Origin of the sequence: uncultured Candidatus Kuenenia sp. (assembly GCF_900696675.1) — a bacterium.
Classification (GTDB): Bacteria; Planctomycetota; Brocadiia; order Brocadiales; family Brocadiaceae; genus Kuenenia; species Kuenenia stuttgartiensis_A.
In genome coordinates, this window is record NZ_CAADGZ010000301.1 from 1 (window position 1) to 1,094 (window position 1,094).

Annotated in this window: 1 pseudogene; it reads left to right on the forward strand. The window is 48.1% G+C overall.

Annotated features, from left to right (window positions below):
• Window positions 1-269: 269 nt before the first annotated feature.
• Window positions 270-1,094, forward strand: a pseudogene (locus QZT26_RS17795) (DNA methylase); the annotation flags it as partial.

A 1,094-nucleotide genomic window follows, 5' to 3' on the forward strand; every position in this document is an offset into this window, starting at 1 on the left:
ATAATTCCATCAACTTATTCATAAGTAGTGTCCTCCAAATTGTCTGATTACTATTTACGAGGATACTACTATACTTTATAATAAACTAAAAATCACCTTTTTGGTTGCGGCCAAAGGCCGCGCTAGGGGAATCGTGGCTCAAAGTAATAACTAACAACAACGAGGAGGTGATTGAAAATAGTGCACAAGGTAAGGGACTTAACGAATATCGCCAACTCATGATAGCCTGTTTTCAGGAAACGTATAGAGTCCTCAAGCCTGGTCGGTGGATGACAGTAGAATTTTCCAATACCAAGGCATCTGTGTGGAATAGTATTCAAGTCGCGCTTACAGAAACTGGTTTCATTGTGGCTAACGTCTCGGCATTAGACAAAAAACAGGGAAGTTTCAAGGCCGTCACCACACCTACCGCTGTTAAACAAGATCTCGTTATATCCGCCTACAAGCCCAACGGCGGCTTTGAAGAGCGATTCCTGAAGGAAGCGCAAACCGAAGAAGGCGTATGGGATTTTGTTCGCACGCACTTGAAGTATCTGCCGGTTACGAAGACAGTTCAAGTCTCAAAGCTTCAAAGTTCAAAGACAGGCGATCCAACCTTGAACCATGAGCATTCCAACTTTAAACTCGTTTTCGTTCCTGAACGCGATCCGCGCATTCTGTTTGACCAGATGGTGGCTTTCTACGTCCGCAAGGGCTACCCGGTACCGATCTCTAGTCAAGAGTTTCATGTCGGGCTTTCCCAGCGTTTCATGGAACGGGACGGTATGTATTTTCTGCCAGAGCAGTCGGCAGAATATGACCGCAAGAAAATGACCTCCGGCACCCCACAGCAGCTTTCGCTGTTTGTCGCCGACGAGGCCTCCGCCATCCAATGGCTCCGCCAGCTCATCAAGGTGAAGCCGCAGACATTTTCCGACATCAACCCGCAGTTCATGCAGCAACTGGGCGGTTGGAGTAAGAACGAGGCACAGCTCGACCTGCGCGAACTTTTAAGTCAGAACTTCATTTGCTATGACGGCAAAGGCACTGTACCGGAACAGATCCACGCCTACCTCTCCACTAACTGGAAGGATATGCGCAACCTGCCCAAGGAC